Below are 24449 nucleotides of genomic sequence, written 5' to 3'. Positions count from 1 at the left end.
CGGGCGTACCGTCCCCTGCGGCGCCCCTGGCACGAAGTGAGGAAGCGAGAGAATGCGGTCCCTGTCCTTGGCAATCATCGCGCTGTCCCTGCTGACGACGAGCGCGCACGCCCAGGAAGCCGACAGCCGCAAGGCCGCGTCGCAGAAGATCTCGGGCATGCAGGACTACACGGCGTACTGCCTCGGCTGCCACGGCAAGGGCGGCGCCGGGGACGGGCCGTCCGCGGCGTCTTCGACGCAGCCGATCCCCAACTTCACGACGCCGCAGGCGGTGGTGCGCTACCCGTACGACCGCATGCTCCGCGGGCTGGGGACGGCGCACGGCGAGACGACCCGCCAGGGCTGGACCGCGCTGTCGGAGGACCGTCTGTCCTCCGTGGTTTCCTACATGCGGGAAGCCTTCATGATGCCGGCGCAGACCGAGGACGCCAGCCGCGGCCGCGCCATCTTCGCCCGCACCTGCTCGGTCTGCCACGGCGACAAGGGCAACGGCGCCACCTGGGCGAAGAACAGCCTGAACCCCTCGCCCTTCGACTTCACCTCGCCCAAGGCGAAGGAGCTGTCGCGCCGCCACATGATCAACACGGTCACCTACGGCAGCCCGAAGACGGCGATGATGGGCTTCTCCACCAAGCTGTCGCGCAGCGACATCGCCGCGGTGGTCGACTACGTCCGCGGCACCTTCATCTACCCGGCCGGTGTTCCCGAAACCGGGAAGGACGATGCCCCGGTTGCCAAAGCGGAGAACCCCGCGCACGCCGCGCTGCCCGCCGGCCACGCCCCGGTCGGCGCCGCCGCACAGCCGGCCCTGCCGCCCTACAACGGCAAGCCGACCGGCTCCAAGACCGCCAAGCTGATGCACAGCGTCGGCCCGGCCGACCTGTCGCTGCCGATGCCGTTCCAGCTCGCCGGCGACCGCGCCGCCGGCAAGACGCTGTTCGAGGAGACCTGCGCCACCTGCCACGGCAAGCAGGGCGACGGCGAGGGCCCGCGCGCGTACTTCATCAACCCGCGCCCGGCCAACTTCCAGCAGCCGGAGACCAGGGCCGACCTCAACCGCCCCACCCTGTTCAAGGCGATCAGCGAAGGCGTCGTCGGCTCCGAGATGCCGGCGTGGTCGAAGGTTCTGAACGATCAGCAGATCGCCAACGTCGCGGAGTACGTGTTCACCGCCTTCATCCAGCCCGAGGCGGCCCCCGCCGCCCCGCAATGGACGCCCGGCGCCGCCCCGGCCCCGAACGCCGCCGCCCCGGCCGCGCCGGCCGCCGCGCCGGTTCCGGCACCGGCCCCGGACGCCGACGCAAAAAAAAAGCCCTAGCGGCGCCTGAAATCGAGAACGGGCGGAAGGTCTACAACTTCCGCTGCTACTTCTGCCACGGCTACAGCGGCGACGCGCGGACGGTGGCGGCGCAACAGCTTGACCCGCCGCCGCGCAACTTCGTCCAGTCGCCCGGCCTGACGCTGGAGAAGATCCTGTCGACGCTGGAGCACGGCAGCCCCGGCACCGGCATGAAGAGCTTCCGGAACGTCCTCTCGACCGAGGAGCGGCGCGACGTCGCCGTCTTCGTGCTGGAGGAGTTCGTCCGCCGCGGCAACCACAACACCGCCTACCACACCCCGGAGAACGGCTGGCCCGACCACGCCGCCAGGTACGGCGCCGCCTATCCGTTCGTGCAAGGCAAGGCCTCGCTCGACACGCCGCCGGGCACGCTGGACGACAAGGCCCGCGCCGGCCGCGCGCTGTTCGTCGAGGCCTGCATCACCTGCCACGAGCCGCGCAACACCGCCAACCCGACCATCGAGGCGTTCCCGCTGTCGCACATGGGCACGGTGGTGCGCGGCCGGGAGCAGGTGGACGCCATCAGCCGCGCCAGCACCTACGCCAGCCACGACGTGCCGCCGGCGATCGCCGGCCTCTCGGAGCAGGAGACGAAGGGCAAGGCGATCTTCGACCAGAACTGCGCCTTCTGCCACGCCGCCGACGGCACCGCGAAGAACTGGATCGGCGCCTTCCTGCAGCCGCACCCGCGCAACTTCACCGACATCACCCAGATCGCCGAGCTGGACCGCGCCCGCCTGGAGAAGGCGGTCCGCCAGGGCCTGCCCAACACCTCGATGCCGGCCTGGGGCGCGGTGCTGTCGGACGCCGAGATCGCGGCGGTGATCTCCTACGTCGAGCGCGCCTTCCTGACTCCCACCCGCGCCGCCGCCAAGGCCGAGGCGGAGCGGTTGGACAAGGAGGGCATGCGGAAGAAGTAGCGGCGATTGCCCCTCCCCATCCCTCCCCCGCTTCGCGGTGGAGGGGGCAGAGCGGCGGAGTTCCCTCTCCCGCGTCAGCGGGGGAGGGTTAGGGAGGGGGCAACGCCTCTCCCAAAACCGGCAAAGCCCATCCCCGATTCCCGGAAACGGAAGCGCGGCCATACCGCGTTCCCACGCCCGAACAACCCCGTCCCCGCTGTCCGGAAATTGGCTCAATTATTGCTACACCCCCGCCGTGCAGGCCGCCGCGTCACGGCGGGCCGGCGCAGGGAGAAGGCACGATGAACGCCATGAGCCCCACACCCCCGCCCCTTCCGCTCGCCGAAGAGAACCTCGCGCGCGTCCGCGAAGTGCTGGAGCCGCTCGACCGCGAGCAGAAGGCGCGCCTGCACCAGCTCATCCGCGACGGCCATCTCGACAACCCGGCGCTCGGCCCCCACGTCGCCAGCCTGCTGCTGGAGATGCTGAATGGCCGCCGGACCGAACACGCGCGGCGCCTGTGGACCGGCTGGTTCGACCCGATCCTGCTGCGCGACGACGTGTCCATCCGCGCCGAGACCCGCCTGCCCGCCAGCATGCACATCATCGACGCCGGGGCGTGGTGGTTCGCGCTGTCGCAGCACATGGGTCCGGGCATCGACCGCATCCAGCGCGTCATCACCAGGCAGAGCCGCGAGAAGCCGCTCGACGAGATCTTCGCCTCCCCGGCCGCCCAGCGCATCGCCGAGGACCTGCGCAAGGAGTCGCTGGCGATCATCGCCGCGGTGAAGCCCAAGGCCGAGGCCCGCGCCCGCTTCCTGGCCGAGGCCAACCTGCAGCGCAAGCCGATGCTGGCGGCGCGCGGCTGCCGCGCCACGCCGCCGCTCACCGCCGCCGACCTCGACACGCTGGAGTTCCTGCTGACCGTCGCCCCGGCGTGGCGCGACCTCGCCAAGCCGGCCCCGGCGAGCGACCTCGACGCCCTGACCGACTATGTCCTCACCGCCGCCGAGGAGCGCCGCCCCGGCGCCGAGGGCGCGCTGCTGCTGGTCGTCGCCCACCTGCACGCCCGGCGTCATCCCGGCACGGCGATGGAGGTGCACCACACCTTCCCGCAGACGCTGGTGCGCGACTGCATCGTCGCGCACTTCCAACTCGCCGCGCAGGTGGCCCGCGAGTGGATCGAGGAGCACTACCTCAGCCGCACGCCGACCCGCACGCCGCCCAGCAGCGGCGACATCGAGATCCTGACCGAGTGCGTGTTCGCCTGGTACGACGCCCTGCACGCGCTGGGCATCGACGAGAGCGATCGCCACCAGGCCGGCATCCGCGACGCCTTCGGCCGCTTCATCAACGCGGTCGAGCTGGAGCTGGTCCCGGCGCTCGGCCAGCGGCTGATGGCGATGACCCGCTATTCCGCGCCCGACCCGCTGCTGGAACGCATCCGCTACGTCGCCTCCTTCAAGGCGCGCCTGAAGCCGCGCGGCATCGCCACCGCCATCAAGCCCTGGCAGCCAGCCATCGCCCAGCACCTTGCCGGCCTGTTCCGCGACCTCACCGCCGCCGGCCAGCCGGCCGACCTGCCCCGCCTCGGCAAGCTGGCCGAGCTGATGGACCTGATCGGCCATCCGCTGGAGGTGACGGCGCTGGACGGCGCGCTGATCCGCCTCGTCGAGGAGGCCCTGGCCATGCGCCAGCGCTTCAGCAACGAGGAGTCCGGCCTGATCGACCGCCTGCTGACAACCGCCAGCGACGAGCGCCGCCGCTGCCGCTGGTGGGTGTCGCCGGAGGTCATGAGCCTGCTGAAGACCGCCGACCGCACCGGCTGGTACCGCCGCGCCGGGGCCTAGCCGGAAGAGACGTGCCTCCCCCTTCTGCGCAGCCGCCGCAGCGGGGCTTCTTAGGACTTGGTTAACGCCCATCAACCATACATTCGAACCTTAGACGGCCACCCCTTCGGCGGCCCTCGGAAACGGAAACGCGCCATGCCCCTGCACACCGCCGCCCTCCGCCAGCCCGCGTCCCCGCAGCCGATCCCGGCCATGCTCCCGGCCCTGCGCCCGGCGGCCCGCCCCACGGTCCGGACGCGCGCGCCCGCGGTCGGCCCGGTGGTGGTGATCGGCGACGACATCTTCCCGCTCGGCGCCGAGACGGTGGCGCTGGAGAAGGACGAGGCGCTGTTCTACGAGGGCGACGACGCGCGCACGGTCTACCGCGTGGTCGAGGGCATGGTGCGCATCAGCGTCATGCTGGCCGACGGCCGCCGGCACATCGTCGATTTCCTGCAGCCGGGCGACATGGTCGGCCTGAGCGCCGGCGCGGATTACGCCCACACCGCCGAGGCGGTGACCGCGGCCAGGCTGGTGCGCATGCCGCGCTCGCGCCTGGAGGCGGCGATGGACCAGCGCCCGGCGCTGGCGCGCAAGCTGTTCACCCGCATGCAGGCCGATCTGGTCGCGGCGCACGAGCGCCTGCTGCTGCTCGGCCGCAAGAGCGTGTCGGAGCGTCTGGCCTCGCTGCTGCTGCTGCTGCGCGACCGCCAGCCGGCGGGCGGCGAGGCGCCGCAGCGGGTGGCGCTGCCGATGGGGCGGACGGACATCGCCGACTACCTCGGCCTGACCATCGAGACGGTGTCGCGCACCTTTACCAAGCTGCGCGCCAGCGGCGTGATCCGGCTGGTCGACACCTACACGGTGGAGATCGTCGAGCCCGAGCGGCTGGCGGAGATCGCCGCGGGACGGTGAGAACGCAAAAGCCCCTCCCCCCTCTCCCGTCAAGGGAGAGGGGCTTCGATTTTACCCCGCCGTCGCCCGCTCCTTGAAATACGCCACCATCGCCGCGTCCGCCGGCAGCAGTTCCTCGACGAACAGCGCGTGCGCCGTGCCGATCAGCGTCCGCGCCGCCTGCACGTCGGCGCGCCCGACCGCCTCGGCCACGGACGCCAGCGTGTCCGCGAACGTACGATGCATGGCGATGTGGCTCCCGGTCTGCGGCGTCGGGTGCTGCAGCAGGTAGTCCTCCTCGCGTCGGAAATGCTCGCGCGCCTCGACCAGCAGGCGCTGCGCCATGGTGGCCGGATAGGCGCTGCCGGGCAGCATCGACAGCGAATCCTCCAGCAGGTCGAGCAACGTCGCCAGCTGCTTGTGATCGAGGTCGAAGACGCTGTGACCGGTGCGCCAGCTGTCATCCCAAGCCATGATGTCTCTTCTCCACGCAGATCCGTTCTTGTCGACGCCGCGGGCGCCGGCTCATTTCTTCGCGCGCGACTTCCAGGCGGTGACCAGCCGCGTCGCCTCGGCCGACTGCGCCGGGGTGAGCTGCGCGGCGACCTCCTTGAGCTGCGGCGCCGCCACCCGGCGCACCTCGGCGTCCTCGGCCTCGCTGGCGAGGTAGAGCCAGCGGTAGGCGCTGACGATGTTCTTCAGCTCGCCCCCGCTCTCCAGCCGGCCGAGGTTGAACTGCGCCCAGGGGTCGGCCTGATCGGCGGCGAGCTGGTACCAGATCGACGCGGCGCGCAGGTCGCGCGACACACCCATGCCGTGCTCGTACATGGCGGCGAGGTTGTACTGCGCGATGGCGTAGCCCTGCTCGGCCGCCTTCTCGTACCACTTGGCGGCCTGCCCGTAGTCCTGCTTCACGCCCGAGCCGGTGGCGTACATCACCGCCAGATTGTTCTGCGCCACCGCGTCGTTCTGCTCGGCGGCCCTGGTCAGCTCCGGCAGCGTCTTGGCCGGCGTGCCGTGCCCGGCCTGATGGGTGGCGTGGGCCGCGCCGGCGGCCAGAAGGCCGGCGACGGAGAGCGCAACGAGCAGCCTCATGTTTCTTCTTCCTTATTCGTCGTTGCTCGCGGGAGAGGTCTCTTCGAGCTTGCGGTACAGGGTGGACAGGCCGAGGCCGAGGTTGCGCGCGGCGACGCGGCGGTCGCCGCCGGCCGCCTGGATGGCGTTCAGGATCAGCTTGCGCTCGAACGCCGCCACCTGGTCCTTCAGCGAGCCGCCGGCCTCCAGCGGCCCCGAGTCCGCCATCACCGGCATGCCGGGGCTGGCGCCGGTGATGCTGGCCGGCAGGTCCCACCGGGTGATGAGGTTGTCCTCGCAGAGCAGGACGGCGCGCTCCAGCACGTTCTCCAGCTCGCGCAGGTTGCCCGGCCAGCTGTAGGCGCGCATCAGCGCTTCCGCCTCCGGATCGATGCGCAGGCTTTCCATCTGATGGTTCGCCCGGTAGCGCATCAGGATGAACTCCACCGCCGTCGGGAACACCGACATCTGCTGGCGCAGCGGCGGCAGCCCGACCTCGAAGATGTTCAGGCGGTAGTACAGGTCCATGCGGAAGCTGCCTTCCGAGACCATCTGCTCCAGGTTCCGGTTGGTGGCGGCGATGATGCGCACGTCGGTCTTGCGCGAGGCGTTGCCGCCCAGCGGGCGCACCGTCTTCTCCTCGATGGCGTGCAGCAGCTTCACCTGCATCGGCAGCGGCAGCTCGCCGATCTCGTCGAGGAACAGCGTGCCGCCGTTGGCCCCGACGAACAGCCCGTCCTTGGCCTTCTCCGCCCCGGTGAAGGCGCCCTTGACGTGCCCGAACAGCTCCGATTCCACCAGCGTCTCGGGGATGGCGCCGCAGTTCACCGGGATGAACGGCTTGTCGGCGCGCGAGGACAGCGAGTGGATCAGGCGCGCGGTCATGCCCTTGCCGGTGCCGCTTTCGCCGGTGATCAGCACGGTCAGGTCGGTGCGGCTGACCTTGCCGAGCATCTGCTTGATCTGGTGGCCGTCCGAGGTGTCGGGGAACCAGTAGCGCCCCGGCTCCTGCTGGATGATCTTGCGCAGCAGCTGGTTTTCGCGCTTGAGCTGGTCCAGCTCGTGGATCTGGCGCAGCCGGCGGATCAGGTCCGGCACGCGGGCCGGCTTGATGATGTAGTCGGCCGCCCCCGCCTGCAGCGCGCCGACCGCGGTGGAGACCGAGGCGTAGGCGGTCATCAGCAGCGCCGGGATCTCGACGCCCTGCTCGCGCATCTCGCGCAGGATCTCGATGCCCTCGCGGTCGGGCAGGCGCAGGTCGGTCAGCAGGATGTCGAAGCCGCCGTCCGGCAGCAGCGCCAGCGCCTCCCCGGCCGTGCCCACGCCCACCCCCTCGATGCCGTCCTTGCCCATCTGCTCGATGAGCACCTGGCGGAACGAAACCTCGTCCTCGACGACCAATACCCTCATGCTTCGCACCCGCTGTAGGGCAGACGGATCAGGATGGAGGCCCCCTGCCCGGGGGCGCTGTCGATCTCGATCCGGCCGCCGTGGTCCTTCACGATGGAACGGCAAATGCTGAGCCCGAGCCCGGTGCCCTTGCCTTCCGGCTTGGTGGTGAAGAACGGTTCGAAGACCGCCTTCTGCACGGTCTCGGGGATGCCGGGCCCGTTGTCGGACACCGACAGGACGACGTGGCGTCCGGCTCTCCCGGTCGCGACGGTGATCGCCCCCTGGCCGGGTTCGACCGCGTCGGCGGCGTTGATGAGCAGGTTCATCAACACCTGCACCACGTGGTCCGGCACGCCTTCGATGAACAGTGCCTCGGCCCCCAGCTCGGTGTCGAGGCGGATCTTCGCCAGCCGCGGCTCGAAGCGCATCAGCCGCAGCGTGCGCTCCACCACCCGGTTCAGGTCGAAGCGCTGCGTCTCCGGCTCGCTGGGCCGCGCGAAGCCGCGCACCTCCTCCAGCGTGCGGGCCATGCGGGCGGCGTGCTCGGCGATGACGTCGACGTGCGCCGCGACCTCGTCGTGGTGGGCGCAGCGCGCCTCGCAGACGCAGCCGGCCAGCCGGTCGCACACCGCCATGATCGACTGCAGCGGGTTGCCGACCTCGTGCGCGATGCTGGCGGCCAGCGTGCCGAGCGCCAGCATCTTCTCCTGCTGGGCGGTCTGCCGGCGGACCGCGGTGATCTCGCGGTCGCGCTCGGCCAGCTTGCAGGCCATGGTGTTGACGGATTCGATCAGGTGGCCGACCTCGTCGTCGCGGCCGGCGGGCATCGGCTCGCCGTAGTCGCCGGCGGCGATGCTCTGGCTGCGCCGCTCCAGCACCGCCAGCGCGCGCAGCAGCCGGGTGACGAACACCCCGCCCAGCACCGCGATGCCGGTGAAGGCACCGACGCACAGCGTGACGAAGACGATCATCAGCTGCTGGCGGCGGGCCTTGGCCCCCTCCAGGTCCGCAAGGTGGCGGCGGCGCAGTTCGGTAAGGGTGCGCTTCGCCTGCTCGATGTAGCGCTGCACCACCAGATCGACCTCGAGACGGAAGGCCTCCAGCCGCTCCAGCGTCTCGATGCCGTCGGTCAGCAGCGCCTCCAGGCGCTGGACGTCGTGCTCGAACAGCGCGACCTCCCGCGGATCGAGGGCGGCGGCGAGCAGCCCCTCCGGCCGCATGAGCACGAGGTCGGCCATCCAGTGTTCGGCCAGCCCGCGCGCGCTCGATCCGCCGATGTCGCCGGGGATGGTCAGGTCGCGCGTCAGGTCCTCGCCCTGGGTCGACACGCTGACCAGCCCGTAGGCGAGGTGCTCGATGGTGCTGACGTGCGCCAGCTCGGTCTCGGCGCGCTGGTAGTAGACGACGGCCAGCCCGACGGCGAGCACCACCAGCAGCCCGACCGAGGCGAACAGCAGCCGCGCCTTGGCCGCCAGCGTGCGGGCGCGCAAGGCGGAGCCCAGCCGCGCGAGCCCCGCCGCGGCGGGGGTTCCGCCGGCGAAGCCCGGAGCGCCGTCGTCGCGCTGCACTGCCTCGATGCTGGACAAAGGGTGACGCCTCCTCAACCGGTCCGGGCGACCGCTCCGCGCTTCGGCGCGCGGGCGGAATCCGGCCGGACGGAACGGAGAGAGCATGCCGCATGCCAACAAATTATGGCCTTCGGCATAATTCCACAGCTGCGACAATGTTGCTCCCGGCTTCCCTCAAATGCCGAATATCTGCCGACTTCCGCCCGACCGCCGGGCGGCGCCCGCCCGCGGCGGCCGTTCGGGCGCGCCGCGGAATTCCCGCATCTGGGAGTCGCGTTCCCGCATCGGGGAACCGGAGCGGCGATTCTCACGATTGGAACAGGCTGCGCTGGCCGACCGGGTACGGCGGGATCGGCTGCTCGCGCGGCTTGCCGAACAGGCTGCCGGCCAGCATGGCGTAGCCGGCGCCGATGGAGAGCTGCGCGTCGAGGCGCGTATCGACGCCCCAGATGAAGGTGTGGAAGCCGCGCCGCAGGCAGTCGTTGCCGAAGTGCGAGATGTACTTGCGGATCGTCTTCTTGCCGAACGGCGAGATGAACGCCGCGTGCAGGCTGATGCCGAGGTGCCGGACGCCGAAATCCTTGACGTACTCGATGTTCGACGCCTCGGTCTCGCAGCGGACGATGATGAACTTGGCGGACGGCGACAGCAGCCGCAGCGCGTTCTCCAGCACCGCGCGCGAGGTGTCGTCGTTGACGCCGATCAGCTCGTAGACGATGGACTGGCGCCAGGGATCGGCGGCCAGGGTCATGGCGAACTGCTCGAACTCGCGCTTCCCCTCGTTCAGGAAGGTGCCCATGTGGATCGGCACCACCAGTTGCGCGTCGTTGTGCAGGCCGCGCGCGATCATGTCGGCGGCGGTCTCCAGCATGAACAGGTCGAGGTAGGCGACCATCGGGTCGTAGGCGCGCTCGATCAGGATCGCCTCGCCCGACACCACCTTGCCGCGCACCGCGCGCGACGGGTAGAGGCGGTAGCCGAACACCTGCTGCGCCTGCAGCGACCACACCGCCACGTAGGAGATCTCGATCGAGTTCAGCACCCGCCGCACCAGGTTGTCGGCGCCGCCGATCCGGTCGTCCTCGGCGACGGCGTGGTGGAAATGGCCGTGGCCGCGGGCACCGCGCGGCGGCCGCGCCGCCGCCCCCTCGCCGAACTGGCGGACGTCGAGCAGCGACGCCGCGATGTCGATGCCGTTCATCGCCGTGCCCTGGGCGCCGATCAGCTTCTCGCGGATGCGGCGGGCGACCTGATTGGCCTTGATCGACGCCTCGGCCATCGACAGGCCGGCGAAGATCACCACGAAGCGGTCGTCCTGCATCAGATAGCCGTCGCGCGCGGTCAGGCTCTGCGTCAGCACGCGCTCGGCGATGGCCATGGCGCGCTCGCGGATGCGGCCCCATTCCGTCCCGAAGGCGGTGGCGACCTGATCGAGGCTGATGACGTGCAGGCGGTCGAAGGTGGCGACGTCGCCGTCCTTCAGCTGGGTGCGCAGCAGATCCTCGAAATTGGCCCTATTCGTCAGCTGGTCCATGGGACACCGCCTCGGCCGCGTAGGCCTTGTCTTCGCTCATGATGTGCTCGACCAGCCAGGAGCGGAGGAACTCCGCCATCTCGCCGGCGAGCATGGAGCGCCGTCCGTCCCGGTATTCGCCCAGGAAGAACTGGATCTTCTGGATGAACGCGTCGTGCTGCCGTTCGTGCTCCTCCACCCGGGAGAAGCCGATCTCGCGCATCCAGGCCTCTTCCCGGCCGAAGTGCGAGACGGTGTAGCTGAGCAGGCGGCCGAGGACCGGCTGGACCTTGTCGTCGTCGTGGCTGTCCCGCAGCGCCGACAGCTCGTTCAGGGCCTTGATGATGCCCTTGTGGTCGCGGTCGAGCTGGTCGCGGCCGACGCTCATCTCCGGTGTCCAGGCGAAAATCTCGTTCATGTCCGGTCTCCCGCCGCCGGTTCGCTCGGTGCGTTCCTTCGCCTGTGACAAAGCAATTGGCGTGCCGCCGCCGTCCGCCCCGGACGTTGGCGGACGGCGCGCGGCGCGCGTAACGGCACGTCTGTTGCAACGGGAAACGGACGGTCTCGCCCTCCCCAAGGATGACCCGAGGTCCTCCTTGTGGCGGAAGCGAGTCCGAACCATTATGAAACTGCCCAGAGCCATGCGGATGCGCCCCATGCCCCGGTTCCCGATCGCCCTGCCGCTCGCCGTGCTGCTGCTGGCGGGCTGCAACGCCACCACGTCCGGCAACCGCGCCGAGGACATCGCGGCGCGCGAGGCGGCGCTGCTGCCGCGGGTTGAGGCCTCCCCCGGCCTGGAGGACTGGGCGCGCATGGGCGAGGTCGGCGTCGCCTTCGGCCCGGCGATCGCGCCCAAGGTGTTCGACGGGCTGTCCGCCGCCGATAAGGCGACGCTGCTCGCCTTCTCGCGCTCGGCCTCCGGGCGGTCGGGGGAGTTCGCCGCGCTGCGCTACGCCGCCCCCAACGGCTGGATGTTCGAGCGGGTGTTCCTGCGCGGCGACGCCGACCGCCCCTGCGCGCTGTACGAGTTCCACGCCCGGCGCGGCGGCGCGGACGCCACCGGCTTCGCGCTCGGCTGCCAGGTCAAGGACGCGCTGCTGGCCTACACGGTCGGCGGCGCCGACGTGACCAGCCCGAACATCGTCGACAGCCTGCTGAGCTTCGTGCCGGACGGCCGGCTGGAGCGCGTCGGCGACTTCGTCAAGGCGGACGCCAGCCGGTCGTTCAAGGTCACGCCGCCCCCCGGCAACTGGGAGGAGCTGGGCGCCCGGCGCGCCAAGTGGCGCAGCGAGTTCCGCGAGGACGCGCCGGTGATGCTCGACACCGCCGCCAGGCCCTGACCCCGCTTGCGCCCGACACCCCGATGGCACGCCAGATGTTGGAACGTTCCTTCCCAGACTCGGAAACTTTTCCCGCGCCGATGGTGCGCGGCGAGGCCGGGGCGCCGAAAAACGGCGGAAAATCAAGGACTCGCGTCAGGCACGCCGATTGCTTTCATGCCTTCCGGAAAGCGACCGCACGGTGCGGCGCCACTGGAGGGAAACCCCATGCAGAGAATCCTCTTGCCGCTCGAGCCACTGCTCCAGCTGGTCGGCGGTCAGGTGAACGGCATGCCGGAGCCCTCGCCGAGGGTCCTGGAGGCCATCGCCGCGGTGGACGCCCAGGTGGCCTGCGCGTTGAAGGAGCGCGGGGCACTGATCTGCGACGTGCGCTGCCGGCCGAAATGGCGGGCCTCGCGCATCCCCGGCGCGCTGAACGTGCAGATGGACCAGCTGCGGGAGTTCGACCTGGCGCGGCTTGCCAAGAAGGACACGCCGATGGTCTTCTACGGCGAGGGGCACGGGTCCTACGACGCGGCCGTGGCGGTGCGCCGGGTGCACGCCTGGGGCTACCGCGGGGCGTGCTGGCTGCCGGCCGGGCTGACCGGCTGGATCGCCGCCGGCTATCCAGCCGAAACGCCGCGCCAGCGACGGCTGCGCTCGGCGCAGGACTACGGCTTCCCGCCGACCATGGTGGCGGAAGCCGGATAATCGCCAGGAAGGGTTCCAGGGCATGAACGGACACACTCGCATCATGGCGCGCAGGGGTGTCGGCATGCCGATCCGGGCGGTGGTCGGCGCGCTGGTCGCCTCGCTGCTCATCCTCGCCACCGTCGGCGTGCTCGACACCTTCGAGCGCGCCCGCTACCAGCAGGAAAACCGCCTGCAGGCGGTGCTCTACGCCAGCGTGCTGCGCGCCAAGCTGGAAGGTGCCTTGAACAAGCGCCTGCGTCTGGTCTACGGCATGTCCGCCTTCGCGCGCAGCCAGATCAACCGCCTGGACGAGGGCTTCGAGCCCTTCGCCGAGGCGATGACCAACACCGGCATCGACGGCATCCGCAGCCTCCAGCTCGCCCCGCAGGGCATCGTCTCGCACGTCTACCCGCTGACCAACAACCAGCAGGTCAGGGGCCACGACCTGCGCGCCGACCCGGCGCGGCGCGACGCCGTCAACCGCACCATCGCCCAGCGCCTGTTCATCGTCGCCGGCCCGGTGGCGCTGGTGCAGGGCGGCACCGGGCTGATCGCGCGGCTGCCGATCTTCCTGTCCAGCACGCCGGGCGGCCCCGAGGACCGGTTCTGGGGCTTCGCCACCATCGTCCTCGACCTCGAACCGCTGCTGCGCGAGGGCGGGTTGCTGCCCGCCAGCAGCGAGTACGACGTCGCGCTGCGCGGCGTCGACGGCCTGGGCGAGGGCGGCGCCAACTTCTTCGGTGACGCCGCGCTGTTCCAGCGCGATCCCGTCCTGCTCGACGTCAGCCTGCCGACCGGCAACTGGCAGCTCGCCGTCATGCCGCACGAGGGCTGGCCGGCGGCGGGGGCGGCGTCGGCGGCGATCTGGATGATCGGCGTGCTGCTGGCGCTCGCCACGGGCCTGCTGATGTACGTGCTGCTGGCCTCGCCCGAGCGGCTGCGCCGCGAGGTGACGCGCGCCCTGCAGACCGCCCGCGAGCGCGAGGAGCAGTTCCGCCGCGTCGCCGAATCGGCGACCGACGCCATCGTGTCGGCCGACGAGGACGGCCGCATCATCTTCTGGAACAAGGCGGCGGAGCGCGCCTTCGGCTACCGCGAGGCCGACATCCTCGGCAGCCCGATCGAGCGGCTGATCCCGCCCCAGTACCGCAGCCAGCACGCCCGCTGCCTGGTCTGCCGCGGCGGCGGCGAGGGGTACGAGAGCTGCGGCCGGCTGATCACCACCTACGGCCGCCACCAGGACGGCCACGAGCTTCCGATCGAGTTCACCAACGCCCACTGGACGTCGCACGGGGCGATGTTCTCCACCTCGATCATCCGCGACATCTCCGAACGCCGGAAGGCCGAGCACGAGCAGCAGTTGCTGGCCGAGCGCTACCATCAGGCACAGCGCATGGAGGCGGTGGCGACGCTCGCCGCCGGCGCGGCGCACGAGTTCAACAACATCCTCAACTCGCTGCTCGCCCGCGCCGAGGCGGCGGCCTACGAGGTCGATCCCGACCACCCCGTCCAGAAGCACCTCAGCGAGGTGCTGGACGGCGGCTGGCGCGCCGCCGCCATCGTCCGCGACCTGCTCGCCTTCAGCCAGCCGCCCGAGGAGTCGGACGAGCCGGCGCACGTCGAGACCACCGCCCGCGCGGTGGTCGACCGGCTGCGCGCCAGCGCGCCCACGGGTATGGCGCTGGAGGCCCGGATCACCGAGGCGCCGTGCGTCGTCCGCGCCAACCCGCAGCAGATCGAGCAGGTGGTGGACGGCCTGTGCCGCAACGCGGTGGACGCCATGGGCGAGAGCGGCACGCTGACCGTTTCGGTGGACGCGGTGGCCGACGCCGCCGATGCGGATGCCGCGCCCGCGGACGCCACCGACGACGCGCTGCGCAGCGTCGAGGTCGGCCGCGTGCCGTCCGGCCGGGCGGTGCGGCTGGTGGTGCAGGACACCGGCTGCGGCATCCCGGCGGAGAACCTGCCGCGCATCTTCGAGCCGTTCTTCACCACCAAGCGCGTCGGCGATGGCAAGGGGCTGGGCCTCTCGGCGGTGCACGGCATCGTGCAGCGCTACGGCGGCGCCATCCGGGTGCGGTCGCGCCCGGCGTGGGGCACGCGGGTGGAGATCTTCTTCCCTTGCGAGGACGCACCGCCGCCTGCTATCGCGGAACCGGCGCGCCGCCGGGCCTGAGCGGCGCCGCCTCCCCCATGGAGATCCGCGTGCTGACCCGGTTGCTTCCCCTGTTGCTGCTGGCGGGCTGCGCCTCCGCCACCGCCGTGTCCCCCTCCCCCTCCGCCAATCGGGCGGAAGGCAGCTGCGCCGCACCGGGGGCTTGGCACGACGCGCGCGGCGGCCGCCTCGCGACCGACGCGGTGCTGCGCCGGGCCGCGGCGGCGCCGGCCGTCTTCCTGGGCGAGCGGCACGACAGCGTCGAGCATCACCGCTGGCAGCTGCAGACACTGACCGCCATCCACGCGCTCAACCCGGACATCGCCATCGGGCTGGAGATGCTGCCGCGCTCCAGGCAGGCGGTGCTCGACCGCTGGGTGGCGGGCGAGCTGAGCGAAGCGGACATGCTGCGCGACACCGACTGGGCGACGCTGTGGGGTATGGACCCGCAGCTCTACCTGCCGATCCTGCACTTCGCCCGCATGAACCGGGTGCCCCTGCTGGCGGTGAACATCGACCGCGGGCTGGTCGGCCGCACCCGCCGGGAGGGCTGGGCCGCCGTGCCGGAGGCCGAGCGCCAGGGCGTCGGCAACCCGGCCCCGCCGCCCGCCGGCTACATCGACTACCTCGCCGCGGCGCTCGGCATGCACGACGAGGGCGGCAAGGACAAGCCTTCGCCGGAAAACCAGAGCGGCGCTCCCAAGGGCCCGGACCGCAACGCGCCGGAGTTCCGCCGCTTCGTCGAGGCGCAGTCGGTGTGGGACCGCGCCATGGCCGAGCGCATCGCCTCCTACCACAAGGACACCGGCCGCACGGTGGTGACCATCGTCGGCTACGGACACGTCGAGAAGCGCTTCGGCATCCCGCACCAGCTGGACGCGCTGGGCGTGGCCGGTTCGGCGGTGCTGCTGCCGTGGGACGGCGCGCGCACCTGCGCGATGCTCGACGGTACGGTGGCCGACGCGGTGTTCGGACTGGCGCCGACCGACGAGGTGGCGACGGCGCAGAAGCCGCGCCTGGGCGTCACGCTGGAGCCGGGCAAGGACGGCCTGCGCATCGTCCGCATCGGCGAGGACAGCGTCGCCGCCCGCGCCGGCCTCGCGGTGGACGACGTGCTGGAGACCGCCGCCGGCACCCCGGTCCACCGCCTCGCCGAGGTGACCGCGGTGGTGCAGCGCCAGGCGCCCGGCACCTGGATGCCGATCACCGTGAAGCGCAAGGGCAAGACCCGGACGTTCGTGGCGAAGTTCCCGGCGCAGCAACCGTAGGCGCCTGGTTGTTCCGGAGGTCGCGCGTCCGCGGCAACAGCCACACGGATTTCACGGATTGGGGCACGGATTACACGGATTTTTTGTTCGCGCACGGTGCTGGCCTTCAGGACCTGCCCGCGCGCAGAAATAATAAAGAGTTCCGTGTAATCCGTGCCTCAATCCGTGAAATCCGTGTGAACCCTTGCCCCCCGCTCCACACCTCCGCTACGCCGCCCGCACGCAATCCCGCCCGTCGGACTTGGCGCGGCGCAGCGCGTCCTCGGCGCGGCGGACGGCGGTGGCGACGTCGTCGGCGGGCAGGCAGCGCGTGATGCCGACGCTGGCGGTCACCGACCGGCCGCCGCCCGGGGTGGCGGTGCCGGACACCGCGCGCCGGATGCGTTCGCCGAACAGCACCGCGTCGCTCAGGTCGGGGCGCGCCAGCACCGCCAGGAAGGTGCCGCCGCGGTGGCGGCCCAGCAGCTCGTCGTCGCGCATCTGCTCGTGGATGGCGCTGGACACCCCGCGCAGCGCCGCGTCCACGGTCACCGGCGCGGCGGCGTCCACCAGCGCCGGGAACTGGTCCACCTCGATCAGCGCCAGGCAGATGGCGCCGCGCTGCCCCTCCCCGTCGCCGAGCCGCTGACGCAGCGCCTCCGTCTTCTCCAGCAGGACGTGGTGGTTGAGCGCGCCGGTCAGCGGGTCGGTGGCGTCGCGGTGCGCGAACTCCGACAGGACCAGGGCGTAGCGCGCCGCGCCGTGACGGGCGAAGGCGAACAGCACCGCGAAGGCGACGAGCACGACCAGCACGCCGGCCACCACCGACACCGCCACCGAGCGGTCGAGCTGCTCGTACTGCCGGCCGAGGTCCAGGTACACTTCGAAGCTGCCGATGACGCGGGAATCGTGGCGGATCGGCAGGTAGGTCTCGACCACGTCGACGTCGAAGCGCACCCCGCCGCCCAGGTCGGCGACCTGCCCGCGGCGCTTGATCTCCGACAGCGTCGCGCCGCTCGCCAGCACCTGCCGCAGCAGGGGATTGTCCGGATCGGCGCGGCCGATCAGCGGCACGTCCGTGCTGTAGACGATGCGTGCGTCGGCGTCGTAGACCTTGATCTTGTAGATGCCGAAGGGCTGGAGGTAGCGCCGCATGCGGCGGTCGAAGGCGGCAAAATGCTCCTCCGCCAGCCGCACCGCCACCACGCCCGGCTCGGCCGGGGCAAGCAGCAGGTCACGCTCCTGCGCCAGCAGCGCCTCGGCGACGCTGTCCGCCAGCACCTCCGCGTCGCGGATCATCTCCGCCCGGTAGATGACGCTGACGCCGACCCCGAACAGGACGGAAATCACCACGGCCGTCGCCACCAGCAGCGCCGCGAAGCCGCGCAGCAGATCCTTCGGCGCCGAAGGTTCGAAGGCCGCGCGCAGGGCGCGGGCACGCCGGTCCCCGTCGTGCTTCAACAATGAAATCTTGCCGGGATCCACGGTTTCTCCGGTCATTCACGGAACCTCCGCCCCCGTCTCCAGCACAAGGCGCACGAACAGGGCACGGCCGCATCCATTTATTCCATACAGTCTTTCGCGAACCTTGGAAACTCCTCATGCAACAACCACGCCGCCGACTGTGCGCACGCCTCCTTCCGCCTTCAACAACATAGCCGCGTACGCGCCGCTTCGACCGCCGCCGGGCACAAATCTCGAAACGTAGAAAAAAGAACTCGAATTCCCGGTTCCGAGAAGATAAGAGCAACTATCCTTCTCAATCCAAAAGCAACTCTGCCCTGCGACTTTGAATGCTTTGATAGCCAGCGATCCCCTCTTTCAAAGATCGCGGCCGTGTGCTAAAGAAAAGGGCAACAAGGCTTTCGACCGGCGCAGCGGGACCTGCGTTCAATCCACCGATCGCAAAGGCATTGAACGGACCCTCCATGCACATTGTCCTGGCAACCCATCACGTTCTGCTGATCGACGGGCTCCGCCCCTACCTCGCGCCGATGTGCGGCGAGACCGGCCTGACCGAGGCGAGCAACACGCGCCTCCTGCGCGCGGCCCTGCAGGACGACGCGCCGATCGACGTGGTCGTGGTCGATTTCTGCATGCCCGGCGTCAACACCGCCGAGCTGGTCGGCGACATCAAGCGCCAGCGCCCGGACACGGCGGTGATCGTGCTCGGCCCGGCGCTGCACCGCTCCTTCATCCTGGAGGTCATGAAGTCCGGCGCGTCCGGCTACATCTCCAAGCAGATGAACGCCAACATTATGATGTCGGCGATCCGTCTGGTCGCCAGCGGCGAGCAGTACGTGCCGGCCGCCATGCTGTCGCTGGAGGACGCGCCGAACGGCCAGGTCTGCGGCCACGACCTGACGCCGGACGGCGGCTGCGGCGCCAAGGCGCTGACCGACCGCGAGCGCGACATCCTCCAGCTCCTCAAGGAGGGCATGCCGAACAAGGTGATCGCCAACACCCTCGACATCAGCGTCGTCACGGTGAAGAGCCACCTGTCCAACGTCTTCCGCAAGATCGGCGCGCGCAACCGCGTGCACGCCCTGCGCCTGCTGACCAACGGCACCGAGAAGGCGGGCTACACGCGCGCCTGCTGCTGACGGTGTTGCGTCCGCCCCCCGCCGGAGGCGGGGGCGGGCAAGCCCGGATCCCCTACCCCAGCCGCAGGCCCATCAGCTTGCCCAGCGTGGCGATCATCGCCGGGTCGTCCCAGTTGGCGGCGCCGACGAGGCGCGTCTTGTACCGGCCGGCGGCGTCCACCACCAGCGTCGTCGGGTAGTCGGCCAGCCCCAGCCGCCGCGCCGTTTCGTGGTCGGGGTCGATGTGGCGGGCGAAGGTGAAGCCCTGGCTGCGCAGGTACTCGCGCACCGGGAACGGGTTGGCGTCCTCCGACAGGCCGATCAGCAGGCCGCCGCGCGCCGCCAGCCGCAGCGACAGGCGCTGCAGCGACGGCATTTCCGCCCGGCACGGCGGGCACCAGGTGGCCCAGACATTGATCAGCAGCGGCTTGCCGGCGAAGTCGGCCAGCGTGTCCGCCCCCTCCTCGAACAGGCGCACCATCCGCAGGTCGCCGGGCAGGTCGACCGCCGGCGCCTCCGCGACCCGGTCTTCGCGGCACCCCGCCAGCACGCCGGCCGCGACGGCCGCGGCACCCCCCAGGAAGCTCCGGCGGTCCATGTCAGTTGCCCTCCTTGGGTTCGGCGTCCGGCGGACGGGCCTCCGCGCGCCGGGCTTCCAGCGTCGCCGACCACTCCCAGATGGCGCTGGCGGCGAGCACGCGGAACTTCTCGTCCTCACGCGGCGTCAGGTGCTCGAAGGTGCGCATGGCGCCCAGCGCCTCCTCCAGCCGGCCCATCCCCTCCAGCGCCACCGCCAGCCCGAAATAGGCGTTGGTTTGGTCCGGCTTGATCTGCAACGCCCTGTCGAAGGCCTCGGCGGCGTCGCCGTGCTTGCCCATGGTGGCCTGCGCGAAGCCGATGTTGACGAACACCTCCGGCACGTGCGGGCGCAGGTGGCTGGCGGCGTTGAAGCTGACCAGCGCCTCGTGCGGGCGGCCCTGGCGCAGGTACTCGACGCCGGCGGTGAAGTGGTCGCGGAAGGCGTCGTCGCCCGGCGCCGGGGCGGCGGCCGGAGCCGGCCCGGAAGCGGGCGCAGGGGCGGACGCCGGGGCGGGCGGCGCCTCGACCACCACGCCGCGGTCCTCCGACGTCAGCCCGAGGATGAACGAGCCGACCGCCGTCACGGCGACGACGACGCCGGCCAGGATCCAGGAGGTCCGCGGGGTCTTTCTCATATCATTCCCTTATGCGGCGCGACGGAGACGAACGGCATGCCGAAGAAGGTGCCGAAGGCGACGACGAAGATGGCGAGGATGGCCAGGGCCGACACCTCCGGCGGCGGCTTGCGGGTGACGCGCAGGTGCAGGTATCCGGCGACCGCCAGCCAGGTCAGGAACGCCCAGGTCTCCAGCGGGTCCCAGTTCCAGTAGCGCCCCCAGGCGTCCTGCGCCCACACGGCGCCGGCGGCCAGCATCAGGCACTCGAACACGAAGGCCAGCAGCACGAGGCGGAAGTTGATCTCATCCAGCAGCTTGGTGGACGGCAGCGCGGCGAAGCCGGACCCCGTCCAGCGGCGCAGCAGGATGACGACGCTTCCCCCCACCGCCACCACGGTGACGCCGAGGAACACCTTGCCCAGCAGCACGTGCACCGGCAGCCACGGCGTGTCGTAGGTGACCGGGAACAGGGTGTCCTGCGCCTCCACCGTCAGCAGCCAGACCACGAGGACCTGCAGCACCGGCAGCACCGCCGCCAGCAGCCCGCGCAACCGCGGGATCAGCAGCACGCCGGCCAGCGCCACGGCGTGCAGGCTCCAGACGTTGCTGGACAGCGCCTCGAACATGTCGACATACGGCCCGTGCCCCAGCCGCTGCCAGCGCAGCGCGATGGACACCGCGTGCACCACCAGCGCCATGCCGACCAGGGCCGGCACCGGCAGCACCCGGCCGCGGCGCGCCTCGATCGCCGCCAGCACCGCGGCCAGCGCGTACAGCGCGATCGCGCCCAACAGCGTCCAGTCCTCAAGCATCGGCATCCCCCGCCACGGCGCGGATCTTCGCAACCGCGTGCCAGCCCAACCCGGCGCAGGCAACCAGCACCGCCGCCGCCAGCCAGGGCAGCGTCGGGTCGAAGAACACCGTGTAGCCCATCCAGGCGCGCAGCTCCTCATAGCGCAGGCGGGCGTCGCCGATGCGCACCTCCTGCCCCGGCTTCAACTCGTGCCGCCGCGCGCCCAGGCCGACCACGAGGGTCGCGTCGTCCGGCACGCGGAAGCTCCAGGGCTGCTCCGGCGTCGCCACCGGCGTCGGCAGGTCGAGCCACAGCTCCAGCTCCGGCCCATCCGGCATAGCCCAGCTGTTGGCCTGCTTATAGTCGTGCATCGGGTAGGAGGGCAGATGCACCGCGCCGGTGCGGCGCTGCCCGTCGGCGCCGATGTGCGTCAGCAGCAGCGCGAATCCCTTGTTCGGCGTGGTGTAGAAGCGGTAGCCGAACATCTTCAGCGGCCGATCGTCGCCGACCGTCACCTCGTCCCAGCCGCCGCCCGCCGTGGGCACGAAGACGGTGCTGTTGGTGTGCCGGCGCTGCAATCCGGCGTCGTAGTCGATGCGGAACGGCCCCTGCACGAAGGTGATCTTGCCGAGGGCCCAGGGGTGCAGCGGCCCGGCCTTGGCGTTGACCAGCGCCGGATCGAAGGCACCGCCCTGCGTCACCTCGACCGAGCCGGTCATCGCCGTCAGCCGCCCGCCCGCCGCGGCCAGCGCCAGCACCGCCAAGCCGACGTGGAAGACCAGCAGCCCCGGCTGCCGGTGCAGCTTCTCGTTGGTGACCAGCGCCGCCGCCAGGTTGACGAACAGCCCGCCGCACGGCAGCGCCAGCCAGCGCGCGTCCATCGCCTCGGTCGCCAGCCCGTGCGCCAGGATGGCCGCGGTCACCCCCATCCACGCCAGCGTCCACCACAGCGACGCCAGCGCGCCGAGCGCCCGCGCCACGGCGGACGGAAGGCGGAACGCGGCCCGCGCGCGGGGACGGCCGAGCATGGCGGCGCCCATCACTCCATCCCCTGCGTCAGTTCCTTGAACACGGCGACACGGCCGTTGAACATGTCGGCGACGTAGACGCGGTTCTGCGCGTCGGTCCACACGCCAGCCGGCAGGTAGAACTGCCCGTCCTCCTTGCCGGTGCCGCCGATGGGCAGCAGGAAGCGCCCCTGCGGATCGAAGACCAGCAGGTGGTCGTAGTAGGACTCGACCACGTAGACGCGCCCGTCGCCGCCGACTGCCACGCCCTTGGGGCGCGCCATGTTGCCGACGGTCAGGCCGATCTGGCCGAAGGCCTGCTTGCCGTCGCCCTCCAGCGAGAAGACCTGGATGCGGAAGTTCAGCGTGTCGGCGACGTACAGCCGGTCGCCGGCGATCGCGATGTGGGTCGGGAAGTTGAACTCGTAGGCGTCGTGGCCGCGGGCGCCGATGGTGTCGACCAGCTTTTCCTCGGGCGAGAAGATCAGCACCTTGTGGCGCGCGGTGTCGGTGACGTACAGGCGCCCGGTGCGCGGGTCGCGGGCGATGCCGGTGGGGCGCGCCATCTCGCCGGCCCCGAAGGTGCCCAGCGGCTTGCCGGCGCGGTCGAGGTGGACGACGACGCCCAGGTTGGTGTCGGTGACGTACAGCCCGCCCTTGCCGTCCAGCGCCACGCCGGAGGGGGCGGCGAAGTCCTGCTCGTCGGTCGCCTGGCTCCAGCGCAGGAACTTCTTGGCGGGCATGTCGAACACCATGACCGCCTGCTGGCCCATGTCGGCGACGTAGACGCGGCCCTCCGCATCCACGGTGCCGGCGACCGGGCGCTGCAGTTCCACCGGCGCCGCCTGACCGAACAGCGCGCCGGTGATGAACTCGGCGATCTTCAGCGCGGTGTTGCGCGAGGTGGCGGCGGTGTCGGTGGTGAAGTCGTTCTCGCCGATCAGCGTGCCGGCGTAGGCGTAGCGCGCCGTCTCCGGCGGGTCGGGCCAGACCTTGGCCTGCCCGGCGGGCGCCAGCGTCGGCGCCAGCTTCGGCCCGGCGCAGCCGGCGAGCAGCAGCGCGGCGAGCAGGACGGTGGTGCCGACCTTCATTTCTCCACTCATTGGGACGCGTCCCCCGCCGCGGTGCGCTGGCGCGCCTGCTCCTCGGGCACCACGCGGAAGACCTGGACGCGGGCGTTCTGCCGGTCCACCACGTACAGCCGGCCCTGGTGGTAGGCGAGGTTGCCGGGGCTCTGGAACTCGCCCGGCCCCTGGCCCGGCTTGCCGTAGGTCTCGACCAGCCGGCGGTTGGCGAAGATCAGGATGCGGTGGTTGAAGCCGTCGGAGACGTAGACGCGCCCGTCGTCGTCCACCGCGATGCCGCCGGGGTCGGTGAAGGTCTCCTTGCCGAAGGTCGCGATGTACGACCCGTCCAGGCCGAAGACGTTGATGTGCCGGCTGATGCCGTCGACGATGTAGAGCAGGCCGTCCGGCCCCTGGATCATGGCGCGGATGTTGCGGAAGCTGCCGTCGCCGTCGCCGCGCTCGCCGATGCCGTACAGCGACACGCCGGCGCGATTGAACGCCACCACGCGGTCGTACAGGCCGTCGGCGACGAAGATGCGCAGGCCGCGCTTGTCGGTGGTCACCGCGACCGGGCGGTTGAGGTTCTCCTCGTCCTTGAAGACCTTGATCTTCTCGGCGTCCTTGTCGTACTGCACGACCTTCTTGCCGTTGCCGTCCGACACGAAGAGGTCGCCGAGCTGGCTGAGGTGCAGGTCGGTCGGCTCGTCCAGCTCGGTCAGCGTGCGCAGGTGCGCGAAGTCGGCGCCGGGCAGCCCGTCCTTGGCCTGGTCGGGCCGCCAGCGGAAGCGGTAGAGCGACTGCGTCGCCTCATCGACGATGAACACGCCGGGCTCGCCGGCCGCCACCGCCACCGGGTTGCGCACCAGCGGATTGAGGTCGGACGCCCCGGTGATCGCTCGCGCCACCGAGCCGAGGCCGCCGCCGGTCTGCGCCAGATAGCCGTCGAGCGTGGTGAAGGGGATGAGCCGCTTGCCGCCGCCGCCACCGGCCTGCTCGACCGAATAGAGCCGCCACTGCCGCTGCGCGTCGGCCGGGCTCTTCGCGGACTGGCAGGCGGCGAGAAGGAGGGTGGCGGCGATGGCAAAGCCGAAAAACGCAACGCGTCTTGCCCCCTCCCCAGCCCTCCCCCGCTGCGCGGTGGAGGGGGAAGACGGCGGAGTTCCCTCTCCCGCGCAGCGGGGGAGGGTTAGGGAGGGGGCAAGTGTGGCGAAATGTCCGCCGGACGGCATCACTTCAGTCTCCGCGGGTCCTGCGGCGTGTTGTGGCAGCGGAAGCAGTCCGTCACGGGAAACGCCACCTTGCCGTGACACACCCCGCAGAACTCGCCTTTCAGGATGGAGTACATGTTGACCGGATTGCCATCCTTTTTCGGCAGGAAGATCGCCGGATGGCAGTTGGTGCAGGCGAGCCACTCGGTGTGTTCGCGGTGCGGGAACTTGACGTTGGGCATCGACGCGGTGCGGGTCATCAGCACGTTCATGTCGACAACGTTCATCTGCGCGTCGGGCTGCACGCCCTTGCGCGGGTTGATGGCGCCGCGGCGCAGCGCGTCCACCCAGTTGACGTAGTTGCCGCCGGTCGGGTTGGGCGGCAGCACGCCCAGCGCCTCCTGCGGCGCCTGTAGAACCGACAGCGACGGGTTGGAGGGGTCGTAGATGCCCTCCGCGCCCAGCGGCGGGTGCAGCTGCCACTGGGCCGGCGGCTGGGCGGCCGGCGCCTTCTCCGCCGCGGGGGCGAGCGCCGTCCCGCCGAACAGGACCGCGCCCAGGAGCGCGACGATGGTGAGATAGCGACGCATGATGCCTCTCAAAAGGCGGGCGGACGATGCGCGGCACCCTCCGCCCTCCCTGGCAAGACCCCGATCAGCCGGGCCCATCAACCG

At 71.0% G+C, this 24449-nt stretch carries 24 protein-coding genes; 9 read left to right on the top strand and 15 right to left on the bottom strand.

Annotation, left to right across the window (positions count from 1 at the left end; genetic code table 11):
- Positions 1-52: 52 nt before the first annotated feature.
- From ACRWK7_RS14305 to ACRWK7_RS14290, 4 genes are all read left to right on the top strand, one after another.
- A complete protein-coding gene (locus ACRWK7_RS14305) occupies positions 53-1318 on the top strand; it encodes a cytochrome c (protein ID WP_431856922.1) in 1266 nt (421 codons plus the stop codon).
- A complete protein-coding gene (locus tag ACRWK7_RS14300; RefSeq protein WP_431856921.1) occupies positions 1210-2259 on the top strand; it encodes a c-type cytochrome in 1050 nt (349 codons plus the stop codon). Before ACRWK7_RS14305 ends, ACRWK7_RS14300 begins: the two co-directional genes overlap by 109 nt.
- A gap of 290 nt (positions 2260-2549) precedes the next feature.
- Complete coding sequence (locus tag ACRWK7_RS14295; protein ID WP_431856920.1) at positions 2550-4088, top strand: hypothetical protein; 1539 nt, start codon at positions 2550-2552, stop codon at positions 4086-4088.
- A 135-nt stretch (positions 4089-4223) separates the two neighbouring features.
- Positions 4224-4982, top strand: a complete 759-nt coding sequence (locus ACRWK7_RS14290; RefSeq protein ID WP_431856919.1) for a helix-turn-helix domain-containing protein — start codon at positions 4224-4226, stop codon at positions 4980-4982.
- Between the two features lie 51 nt (positions 4983-5033).
- On the opposite strand, the gene ACRWK7_RS14285 is transcribed toward ACRWK7_RS14290, so the two are convergent.
- The 6 genes from ACRWK7_RS14285 to ACRWK7_RS14260 all read right to left on the bottom strand — a co-directional run bounded on the left by ACRWK7_RS14285 (position 5034) and on the right by ACRWK7_RS14260 (position 10926).
- Positions 5034-5435 carry a bacteriohemerythrin gene (locus ACRWK7_RS14285; RefSeq protein ID WP_431856918.1) on the bottom strand — a complete coding sequence of 134 codons (402 nt, stop codon included), beginning with the start codon at positions 5433-5435 and terminating at the stop codon, positions 5034-5036.
- Between the two features lie 51 nt (positions 5436-5486).
- Positions 5487-6056, bottom strand: a complete 570-nt coding sequence (locus ACRWK7_RS14280; RefSeq protein WP_431856917.1) for a tetratricopeptide repeat protein — start codon at positions 6054-6056, stop codon at positions 5487-5489.
- A 12-nt stretch (positions 6057-6068) separates the two neighbouring features.
- The gene (locus ACRWK7_RS14275; RefSeq protein ID WP_431856916.1) at positions 6069-7445 is read right to left on the bottom strand and encodes a sigma-54-dependent transcriptional regulator; all 1377 of its coding nucleotides are present in this window, start codon (positions 7443-7445) and stop codon (positions 6069-6071) included.
- Positions 7442-9013 carry a sensor histidine kinase gene (locus tag ACRWK7_RS14270; protein ID WP_431856915.1) on the bottom strand — a complete coding sequence of 524 codons (1572 nt, stop codon included), beginning with the start codon at positions 9011-9013 and terminating at the stop codon, positions 7442-7444. Before ACRWK7_RS14270 ends, ACRWK7_RS14275 begins: the two co-directional genes overlap by 4 nt.
- 289 nt (positions 9014-9302) lie before the next feature.
- Positions 9303-10529, bottom strand: a complete 1227-nt coding sequence (locus ACRWK7_RS14265) for a hypothetical protein (RefSeq protein ID WP_431856914.1) — start codon at positions 10527-10529, stop codon at positions 9303-9305.
- Positions 10510-10926 (bottom strand): bacteriohemerythrin, encoded by a 417-nt coding sequence (locus ACRWK7_RS14260; protein ID WP_431856913.1) that lies wholly within the window; start codon positions 10924-10926, stop codon positions 10510-10512. Before ACRWK7_RS14260 ends, ACRWK7_RS14265 begins: the two co-directional genes overlap by 20 nt.
- Before the next feature lie 238 nt (positions 10927-11164).
- Between ACRWK7_RS14260 and ACRWK7_RS14255 the strand changes: the two genes are divergently transcribed.
- The 4 genes from ACRWK7_RS14255 (at position 11165) to ACRWK7_RS14240 (ending at position 15943) form a co-directional block, all read left to right on the top strand.
- On the top strand, positions 11165-11848 hold the full coding sequence (locus ACRWK7_RS14255; protein ID WP_431856912.1) for a hypothetical protein: 684 nt from the start codon (positions 11165-11167) through the stop codon (positions 11846-11848).
- Between the two features lie 207 nt (positions 11849-12055).
- Complete coding sequence (locus ACRWK7_RS14250) at positions 12056-12538, top strand: rhodanese-like domain-containing protein (protein ID WP_431856911.1); 483 nt, start codon at positions 12056-12058, stop codon at positions 12536-12538.
- A 22-nt stretch (positions 12539-12560) separates the two neighbouring features.
- Complete coding sequence (locus tag ACRWK7_RS14245; RefSeq protein ID WP_431856910.1) at positions 12561-14696, top strand: PAS domain S-box protein; 2136 nt, start codon at positions 12561-12563, stop codon at positions 14694-14696.
- Positions 14642-15943, top strand: coding sequence for a ChaN family lipoprotein (locus ACRWK7_RS14240; protein ID WP_431856909.1), 1302 nt, complete (start codon positions 14642-14644; stop codon positions 15941-15943). Before ACRWK7_RS14245 ends, ACRWK7_RS14240 begins: the two co-directional genes overlap by 55 nt.
- A gap of 207 nt (positions 15944-16150) precedes the next feature.
- Here the strand turns inward: ACRWK7_RS14240 and ACRWK7_RS14235 are convergent, their stop codons facing one another.
- Both ACRWK7_RS14235 and ACRWK7_RS14230 read right to left on the bottom strand, forming a co-directional pair.
- Positions 16151-17422: a diguanylate cyclase domain-containing protein gene (locus ACRWK7_RS14235; RefSeq protein WP_431856908.1), complete on the bottom strand. Its 1272-nt coding sequence runs from the start codon at positions 17420-17422 to the stop codon at positions 16151-16153.
- A 259-nt stretch (positions 17423-17681) separates the two neighbouring features.
- Positions 17682-17852 (bottom strand): hypothetical protein, encoded by a 171-nt coding sequence (locus ACRWK7_RS14230; protein WP_431856907.1) that lies wholly within the window; start codon positions 17850-17852, stop codon positions 17682-17684.
- Here ACRWK7_RS14230 and ACRWK7_RS14225 point away from each other — a divergent pair.
- The gene (locus ACRWK7_RS14225) at positions 17851-18525 is read left to right on the top strand and encodes a LuxR C-terminal-related transcriptional regulator (RefSeq protein WP_431856906.1); all 675 of its coding nucleotides are present in this window, start codon (positions 17851-17853) and stop codon (positions 18523-18525) included. The genes ACRWK7_RS14230 and ACRWK7_RS14225 overlap by 2 nt on opposite strands.
- Positions 18526-18577: 52 nt before the next feature.
- On the opposite strand, the gene ACRWK7_RS14220 is transcribed toward ACRWK7_RS14225, so the two are convergent.
- From ACRWK7_RS14220 to ACRWK7_RS14190, 7 genes are read right to left on the bottom strand one after another with little or no spacing between them, the layout of a single operon-like run.
- Positions 18578-19102, bottom strand: coding sequence for a TlpA family protein disulfide reductase (locus ACRWK7_RS14220; RefSeq protein WP_431856904.1), 525 nt, complete (start codon positions 19100-19102; stop codon positions 18578-18580).
- Position 19103: 1 nt separating this feature from the next.
- Positions 19104-19718 carry a tetratricopeptide repeat protein gene (locus tag ACRWK7_RS14215; protein ID WP_431856903.1) on the bottom strand — a complete coding sequence of 205 codons (615 nt, stop codon included), beginning with the start codon at positions 19716-19718 and terminating at the stop codon, positions 19104-19106.
- Complete coding sequence (locus ACRWK7_RS14210; RefSeq protein ID WP_431856902.1) at positions 19715-20512, bottom strand: cytochrome c biogenesis protein; 798 nt, start codon at positions 20510-20512, stop codon at positions 19715-19717. Before ACRWK7_RS14210 ends, ACRWK7_RS14215 begins: the two co-directional genes overlap by 4 nt.
- Positions 20505-21533, bottom strand: coding sequence for a cytochrome c biogenesis protein ResB (locus ACRWK7_RS14205; RefSeq protein ID WP_431856901.1), 1029 nt, complete (start codon positions 21531-21533; stop codon positions 20505-20507). Before ACRWK7_RS14205 ends, ACRWK7_RS14210 begins: the two co-directional genes overlap by 8 nt.
- Positions 21533-22603: a 6-bladed beta-propeller gene (locus tag ACRWK7_RS14200; RefSeq protein WP_431856900.1), complete on the bottom strand. Its 1071-nt coding sequence runs from the start codon at positions 22601-22603 to the stop codon at positions 21533-21535. The genes ACRWK7_RS14205 and ACRWK7_RS14200 overlap by 1 nt, the downstream gene beginning before the upstream one ends.
- A complete protein-coding gene (locus ACRWK7_RS14195; protein ID WP_431856899.1) occupies positions 22600-23796 on the bottom strand; it encodes a hypothetical protein in 1197 nt (398 codons plus the stop codon). Before ACRWK7_RS14195 ends, ACRWK7_RS14200 begins: the two co-directional genes overlap by 4 nt.
- Positions 23796-24365, bottom strand: a complete 570-nt coding sequence (locus tag ACRWK7_RS14190; RefSeq protein WP_431856897.1) for a c(7)-type cytochrome triheme domain-containing protein — start codon at positions 24363-24365, stop codon at positions 23796-23798. Before ACRWK7_RS14190 ends, ACRWK7_RS14195 begins: the two co-directional genes overlap by 1 nt.
- Positions 24366-24449 lie beyond the last annotated feature (84 nt).

Source organism: Azospirillum sp. (assembly GCF_050789165.1).
This window is presented reverse-complemented; position numbering and strand designations above follow the sequence as displayed.